Below are 7,008 nucleotides of genomic sequence, written 5' to 3' on the forward strand. Positions count from 1 at the left end.
CGATAATAGAACTCAATCGGAATCTTTGCATGAAGCAACTCCCAAAGCGAATCCGTCAGTTTCGAGTCCAGAATCAGATCGCGCCCATCCTCTGAAGCATAAATGCGAAACACTCCAACCTTACGCGCTACCAGCTTCAATTCCATCACCCTGAGCAATACCTGAGTTTCTTCAGGCAAATCCCCATACAGACTCTCCCAAACCGCAGCCAACTTGAGAATCTCCTCCTTCGACTTTACCTTTGCCAATGTCAAATAAGCATTAATCTTCGTCTCATTGTCCTCTATGTAAGTGTCAGGAATAAAAGCAACCAAACGCGGCAACTGAAGCTCAGTATCCGCAACTTCAGGCAAAATCTTCCCCCGTAACTCATTAATATATTCCTGAAGCAAATCCATATACAGCGCAAAGCCAATCACATCCGCCTGACCCGACTGCTCCTCACCCAAGAGATCCCCCAACCCACGAATCTCCATATCACGCATCGCAAGTTGATAGCCTGAACCAAGCTGACTAAATTCCTGAATCGCATCTAATCTCTTCTTAGCCGCATCGGTCAACTCAAGGTTAGGCGGGTACAGCAAATAGGCATGAGCCTGAATCCCCGCCCGACCAACGCGACCACGCAATTGATAAAGTTGTGCCAAACCCAACTTATGAGCATCCTCAATCAAAATCGTATTCACACGCGGAATATCTAAACCCGACTCAATAATCGTCGTACAGAGGAGAATATCCGCCTCATTGTTATTAAAAGCAACCATCGCCGCCTCTAACTCTGACTCCTGCATCTGTCCATGCGCGATCGCTAATCGCACATTTGGCAACATCACCTGTAAAGAAACAGCGATCGCCTCAATCCCCTCAATACGCGGTACAACATAAAACACCTGACCACCACGCTCTAACTCATGACGAATTGCTGTTTTCACAAGTGAGGCATCGTAAGCAGACAAATGGGTTTGAATTGATCGCCTTGAGGGAGGAGGAGTCGCAATCACACTCATCTCCCGCACCCCAGAAAGAGCCGCATATAGAGTACGCGGAATCGGCGTTGCACTCAAAGTCAATAAATCCACATTCCCCTTCATCGCCTTGATTTTTTCCTTCTGCAAAGTCCCAAATCGTTGTTCTTCATCAATCACCAGTAAACCTAAATCATGAAACTCAACATCCTTAGACAAAAGTTGATGCGTACCGACAATGACTTGTACCTTACCATCCGCAACCTGTTGCAAAACCTGCTTGCGCTCCTTCGCAGGGCGAAACCGATTCACAATATCTACTGTGAAAGGATAAGCCGCAAACCGAGTTTGGAGCGTATGAAAATGCTGTTGCGCTAGAATCGTCGTCGGAGCTAACAGAGCCACTTGTTTACCCGCACAAACTGCCTTAAAAATCGCCCTTACCGCCACCTCTGTTTTCCCAAAGCCGACATCACCGCAAACCAGCCGATCCATCGGGCGATCGCTTTCCATGTCTTGCTTCACATCTTGAACAGCCTTGACCTGATCGGGAGTGAGTTGATAGGGAAAAGAATCTTCCATCTCCTGTTGCCAATCGGTATCAGGTGGAAAAGCATAGCCGACTAAATTGGCGCGACGGACATAGAGTTGCAGTAAATCCTTTGCTAACTTGTAAATCTCCTTTTGGCACTTGCTGAGAGCGCTATCCCACGCCTTTGTATTGGCGATGTTGCTTAATTTAGGCGGCTGATTAGAAGCACTGCGATAGCGGGAGAGGATTTTCTCATTTTCCTGCGCGATCGCCACAGCAGTCTTACCATCGGCAAACTCAACGATGTAATGCGGTTGCTTTTCTCCCTTCACTTCAATGGTTTCAAAGCGCGTAAACTTACCAATCCCATACTTACGATGCACGACATAATCACCAACATTTAGTTCGTCAGGATTAACTGATTTAGCTGTATTCATCCGTGAGGGATGCACAAAGGTTGGCGAGGCTAATAATTGCTGTCCGAATAATTCGCGATCGGTCAAAATCGCCAACTTGCAACTAGGCAAAACAAAGCCTTGCATCTCCGTCAGTCCCGAATATTTCAAAATGACTGGTTTTTCAGCTTTCTGAATGCGCGCAATTGACTGTAAATCATCAGGATTATTAACTAGATTAGCAATGCAGTCATATTCCTTGAGCAAAGTTGCCACGCGCAAAGGTTGAGCCGAAATCAGCGTGACTTGATATTCCAAGTTGAGATATTCGCGAATCAGCGCCGCAATCTGGTCAAACTGATGGGGAACTATGGGAATAGAGGCACTGGCAAAGTTAAAAATATTGGCTTTAGGTTTAAGTGGTTGCTCACTAAGTTGAAGCATTTGAAACTTCTTCGCCTCAGTCATGCACTTAGCAAAGTCCCAATGCAGTTTCGGTGTATCGGCTTGCGATTGATTTTGATAAAGCTCATCCGCCGCTTCGTACCAGCGATCGCTATAGCTCTGACATTGTTCAAGTTCATCAATGGCGACAATAAAGTTTTTGGATAAGTAATGCAGTAATGTAGCTTTGTGAGAAGTAACAAACTCATGCAAATCGACAGGGGCGATCGCTATGCTGGATAGGTCAGTGAAGCTTTTGGGATTAGTGTGGTCAAACTCTCTGATTTTCTCGACAGTGCCGCGATTGCAGCTTAGACGCACTGGTAGGTTTCGATTAACTGGAAACACTTCAAAACTAAATCCTTTACGGCTCCATTGTTTTGATTCCTTTACTTCTTTGACTTCTGCATATCCCAATCTTGCCAGAGCCACAGCAAGTAATTTAACTGATTGCGAATCACCGATATTGAGATAGATGCTATGTTTTTGGAAGACTTGAGGGGATGGTAGATGAGGTTGTAGGGCGTTTATGGTGGTAGCGATCGCTAGGTTATGTTGTGGTTTGGCAAGCAATTCCGCTAATATCTCAATCCTTGTCCAAGCTGTTTCTAAATCGATTTGAGCGGATTCGTAGGGAAATGTATCAAGGGGTTGATATAGATAGACGCGCCATGACATGGACTGGAGTTGTAAAGCCCATCGGGTTGCTTCTTCGACGGTGGCGGTGACGATGAGTAATGGTTTGGCTTGTTGTTGGCATAGGTGGGTGCTAATCAGTCCCTTGCCTAAGCGGGATAGTCCTGATAGAGATATGCTTTTGGCTGTTTTGAGCTTGTCGCCTATTTTTGTGGCGATAGGCGATCGGGCTATATTCTCTAGGACTGCTGTGAAAGTCATGGGTGGGGATTAACTTAGTCCTGTGTTTGTAGTTATTTTATGCTTTTTGCGAGTGGCTATTGGGATAAATGGCACAATTACCATATGTTGAGGTTTCCTTTTAACTTGATTGAAAAACTACACGCTTGCAATAAATTATGCACTTTCCCTGTAAATCATGTTAAACTAATTTCAGTGTTTCACCCTAGAGCCGAATGTGTGGTATACAAACTGTCTTAAATTACTTCGGTAGTCTGGAGTAGGGAAGTGCGTTTTCGCTTTAAAGATAAAAAACTTGAAGCTCTCTATATCGAAGAGAAAAATGCTCATAAGTACCCGAATGTAGTTGATGACTTCTTTGAGGTCATGGCAATAATTGCTGCTGCTCTTAGTGAAAGAGATCTCTATGCTAATAAGGGACTGCGTTTTGAAAAGCTAGTTGGACAACGAGGCAAGCAAGGACAGCGATCGCTACGTCTGAATAAACAGTGGCGATTAATTGTCACATTAGAAGAAGATAAGGAAGGTTTTTACCTTCAGATTCTTGGTATTGAAGATTATCATTGATTTTTAGACTAAATGGAGAGGTAACTATGAGTCAATCATTAGCACCTGCAAGGGTTCCCACCCCAGGACGTATTTTGAGTCGTGAGTTAGAAGCTCGTGGTTGGACACAGAAAGATTTGGCAGATATTACAGGTCGTCCACCACAGACGATTAATGAAATCATTCAAGCTAAGAAGCAAATTACTCCTGAAACTGCTCTAGATTTTGCTGGAGCTTTTGGTACTTCTGCGGAGTTTTGGACAAATCTAGAAACGAATTATCGATTACATCTCGCAAGAAAAGAAAATCAATCTCAAGAGATTACGCGCAAAAGTCAAATTTATAATCTAGCTCCGATTGCCGAATTGACTAAGCGCGGATGGATTCATTTGTCTGATTCACTGGAAGAGTTAGAAAGGCAAGTTTGCAATTTTTACGGTATTAGTTCTATTGATGAGACACCGAAGTTAACACTTAATTTTCGCTGTTCTCAAGAACGTAACCCTGAAGCGATCGCTCAATTAGCATGGGCAAAGCAAGTTGAAAATATTGCCAGACAGCAAAGGGTTTGTAAGTTCGATCTCGCGCAATTGAAAGCAGCAATTCCCACAATTTTGACGTTTGCGGAGAAAGCGGAGGATGTAAAGCAAATTCCTGATTTGCTTTTATCATTGGGTGTTCATTTTGTGGTTGTGCCACATTTGAGTAAGACTTACTTGGATGGGGCGGCATTTTATCTTGCTGAGCGTCCAGTTGTGGCGTTGACCTTGAGATATGACCGAGTTGATGCGTTTTGGTTTACGCTCATGCATGAGTTGGGGCATATTGTGGCGGGGCATCAAGGCAGCTATCTTGATGATTTGGGCAATCTTGATGTAAATGAGGAGGAGGCTGAGGCTAATCAGTTGGCTGCTAATTGGCTAATCGATCCATTGGCTCTTCAGGAATTTGTGGTTAAGCATAAGCCGACTTTTTCTCGTAAGGCGATTGAGGAGTTTGCTCGTAGTCAAAAGAGACATTCTGGGATTATTTTGGGACGTTTGCATAATGAGCAATTGGTTCCTCATAGAAACTTGAGATCTTTGCTGGTTAAAGTTAGTGCTTTTTTGTAAATAGCGATCGCATCTTCTATTAAAGCAACAAGGTCATATTCTTGGATGTCGTTCATAGTTGTTTTTCTAAATCAATAGGCTAATTTCATTGGCTATGATTTGGAGATTGTGGATCATGCTTATTGTAGCAAGGTTGTTATAGGTGATCGCTAACTAATTCTATAGTTCAATTAATCCTAAGCTTATTTGAATTGCATTATCTACATATCCCATGAGGTGATCGGAGACGATACCCATTCTTTTGACTAAGCGTTGTTTATCAATAGAACGAATCTGATTGAGAAGAGCTACGGATGTCACTTTTAAACCGCCTTCTGGAGGATTGATTAAAACTTCTGTGGGATATGTCTCAGGGTCGAATTGGGAGGTGATGGCAGCAACGATGGTAATCGGGCTGTATTGATTGGAAATATCATTTTGGAGAATGAGAGCAGGTCTAGTTTTTTGAATTTCTGAGCCAATGGTAGGGTCAAAGTTAACTAAATAGATTTCGCCTCTCTTAGGAAATTCTATTTTTCGTTTTGCCATGATTCCTCATCGATGTTAAACCAGTCTTGAGTAATGCCTAAGTCTCGATCTGCTCGGCACAATGCGCCCTGCTTGAGTTTGTCCCGTAAATTTTTCTTGGCTTCGGCGTTGATGTAGTATTTAACGGCTTGGTCAATGAAGTGACTGCGATCGCCTTTTGGTGCGATGCGATCAAGTAGCTGTAGTGTTTCGTTGGGTAATGTGATGTTAATGCGTTGATACATATATGAGTACACATTGGCTGTGTGTATTATGCTAACTCATATTGTGGGCTAGGCGTATAGTCGATCGCTAAGTTTTTGCACCTGTATTCATCGGCTATTCGATAGGATATAAGATGGTAAATGTAGCCTACTAAAACATTGTTATGAATGAACTGCTATCAGTTACTTTCGATGGGTCGGTGCTTACACCAGATCAGCCGCTTAAACTTGAACGAAATAAGCGCTATTTAATTACGATTGTTCCTGAACAAGTGGCTCCTGTTCAGAATGCTTGGGATTTATTAGAGAATTTTACGGGAACGGTTGAGGCTCCTGAAGATTGGTCGGCGGAACATGATCATTATTTATATGGGACTCCTAAACGCCAGGCTGAGAATGCGTCATGAGAGAGCGATTGTTGCTAGATACGTCATTTATTCAGGCGTTGCTCAATTCTAAAGATCGGCATCATCAACTGGCAAAGGTTCTATTACCGAGGGTTTACAATGCGAGGGAGGTATGGGTAACTGAAGCGGTGTTAGTTGAGGTGGGAAATGCTTTTAGTGCGATGAATCGTGGTGTTGCTTCTCAATTTATTCGACAGTGTTATCAAACTCCAAACATTAGGGTGGTTAGTGTGGATACGGCGTTGTTGGGTCGTGCTTTGGAGCTTTATGGTGCTAGACCAGATAAGGATTGGGGTTTGACGGATTGTATTTCTTTTACGGTGATGTCAGAGAATGGTTTGATTGATGCGGCAACGGCTGATTTTCATTTTGTACAAGCAGGATATCGGGCTTTGTTGCTAGAAGCAGGCTAGATATGAAAATATGAGATTCTTTTAATCTAATTTTTCTTGATTATATTTTTCAATTTCAGCGATCGGCAAAAATAAAGTATTTTCTATTTCTTGATGCACTGTGCTACTTACAACACTACAATTAGTAAGACATTGTAGTATCAATTCATTAGCACAATAATATTGTTTTAAGAGTACACTCTCTTCTTTGCTGAATTGCCAATCATGTCCCATATTAAAATTTTTTACCGTAATTTCTCTTAGTTCTATCATCCAGAATTTACCTTGTGATTTCCACCATTCTTCGTAGTGTCTCTCCCAAGTATCATTAGATGAAGGCAACTGTTTTTTGAGCTTTTGCAATTTTCTTTTCACTCTAGAAGTAACTTTGAAATCAAGGATACTATCTAAATCTTGTTCAATAGATAAAGCAATATTGTCAACCTCATCGAAAGGAAGATAGAAATCAATATTTTCATTGAAAAATTTTACTAACTGATGTTACGTGGAAGGAAAACAGAGTAGAGTAAAGATAGACTCCGACAGAGGTTGAAAGGTATGGACAGAAAGTTCTTAGACCTATACTCAGATTACCTAATCAGTAGTTT

The 7,008-nt window shown here is 42.3% G+C and carries 8 protein-coding genes; 4 read left to right on the forward strand and 4 right to left on the reverse strand.

The window, feature by feature from the left end; translation table 11 throughout:
- A partial coding sequence (gene mfd / locus H6F42_RS21095; protein WP_190401348.1) for a transcription-repair coupling factor occupies positions 1-3,233 on the reverse strand: 3,233 nt, incomplete at its 3' end.
- Between the two features lie 246 nt (positions 3,234-3,479).
- Between mfd and H6F42_RS21100 the strand changes: the two genes are divergently transcribed.
- Entirely contained in the window at positions 3,480-3,779 is a 300-nt protein-coding gene (locus H6F42_RS21100; protein WP_190401349.1) for a type II toxin-antitoxin system RelE/ParE family toxin, read from the forward strand.
- 26 nt (positions 3,780-3,805) lie between these two features.
- Positions 3,806-4,870, forward strand: a complete 1,065-nt coding sequence (locus tag H6F42_RS21105; RefSeq protein ID WP_190401350.1) for a HigA family addiction module antitoxin — start codon at positions 3,806-3,808, stop codon at positions 4,868-4,870.
- A gap of 159 nt (positions 4,871-5,029) precedes the next feature.
- On the opposite strand, the gene H6F42_RS21110 is transcribed toward H6F42_RS21105, so the two are convergent.
- Positions 5,030-5,401, reverse strand: a complete 372-nt coding sequence (locus H6F42_RS21110; RefSeq protein WP_190401355.1) for a type II toxin-antitoxin system PemK/MazF family toxin — start codon at positions 5,399-5,401, stop codon at positions 5,030-5,032.
- On the reverse strand, positions 5,380-5,622 hold the full coding sequence (locus H6F42_RS21115) for a hypothetical protein (RefSeq protein WP_190401351.1): 243 nt from the start codon (positions 5,620-5,622) through the stop codon (positions 5,380-5,382). Before H6F42_RS21115 ends, H6F42_RS21110 begins: the two co-directional genes overlap by 22 nt.
- A 143-nt stretch (positions 5,623-5,765) precedes the next feature.
- Between H6F42_RS21115 and H6F42_RS21120 the strand changes: the two genes are divergently transcribed.
- Entirely contained in the window at positions 5,766-6,008 is a 243-nt protein-coding gene (locus H6F42_RS21120) for a hypothetical protein (RefSeq protein ID WP_190401352.1), read from the forward strand.
- Positions 6,005-6,421, forward strand: coding sequence for a PIN domain-containing protein (locus tag H6F42_RS21125; protein WP_190401353.1), 417 nt, complete (start codon positions 6,005-6,007; stop codon positions 6,419-6,421). The genes H6F42_RS21120 and H6F42_RS21125 overlap by 4 nt, the downstream gene beginning before the upstream one ends.
- 21 nt (positions 6,422-6,442) lie before the next feature.
- On the opposite strand, the gene H6F42_RS21130 is transcribed toward H6F42_RS21125, so the two are convergent.
- Positions 6,443-6,763 (reverse strand): hypothetical protein, encoded by a 321-nt coding sequence (locus tag H6F42_RS21130; RefSeq protein WP_190401354.1) that lies wholly within the window; start codon positions 6,761-6,763, stop codon positions 6,443-6,445.
- Positions 6,764-7,008: the final 245 nt, after the last annotated feature.

The sequence above is a fragment of the Pseudanabaena sp. FACHB-1998 genome (genome assembly GCF_014696355.1).
GTDB lineage: Bacteria > Cyanobacteriota > Cyanobacteriia > Pseudanabaenales > Pseudanabaenaceae > Pseudanabaena.

Coding starts and splice junctions, on each gene's coding strand:
- H6F42_RS21105 (WP_190401350.1), top strand. CDS start 3,806: ATGAGTCAATCATTAGCACCTGCAAGGGTTCCCACCCCAGGACGTATT.
- H6F42_RS21120 (WP_190401352.1), top strand. CDS start 5,766: ATGAATGAACTGCTATCAGTTACTTTCGATGGGTCGGTGCTTACACCA.
- H6F42_RS21115 (WP_190401351.1), bottom strand. CDS start 5,622: ATGTATCAACGCATTAACATCACATTACCCAACGAAACACTACAGCTA.
- H6F42_RS21125 (WP_190401353.1), top strand. CDS start 6,005: ATGAGAGAGCGATTGTTGCTAGATACGTCATTTATTCAGGCGTTGCTC.